The 288-nt window shown below is 44.1% G+C and carries 1 other RNA gene; it reads left to right on the forward strand.

Annotation, left to right across the window (positions count from 1 at the left end):
* Positions 1 to 264, forward strand: an RNA gene (gene ffs / locus D8676_RS26620) — signal recognition particle sRNA large type; the annotation flags it as partial.
* Between the last annotated feature and the right edge of the window lie 24 nt (positions 265 to 288).

Raw genomic sequence — 288 nt, forward strand, 5'->3', positions numbered from 1 at the left:
TAGGTGGGGAGGTAGCGGTTCCCTGTACTCGAAATCCGCTTTATGCGAGGCTTAATTCCTTTGTTGAGGCCGTATTTTTGCGAAGTCTGCCCAAAGCACGTAGTGTTTGAAGATTTCGGTCCTATGCAATATGAACCCATGAACCATGTCAGGTCCTGACGGAAGCAGCATTAAGTGGATCATCATATGTGCCGTAGGGTAGCCGAGATTTAGCTAACGACTTTGGTTACGTTCGTGAATTACGTTCGATGCTTAGGTGCACGGTTTTTTATTTTTTAAATATTAAAC

It is taken from the genome of Mesorhizobium sp. YM1C-6-2 (assembly GCF_003666685.1).
In the GTDB taxonomy this organism is placed as follows: Bacteria; Pseudomonadota; Alphaproteobacteria; order Rhizobiales; family Rhizobiaceae; genus Mesorhizobium_K.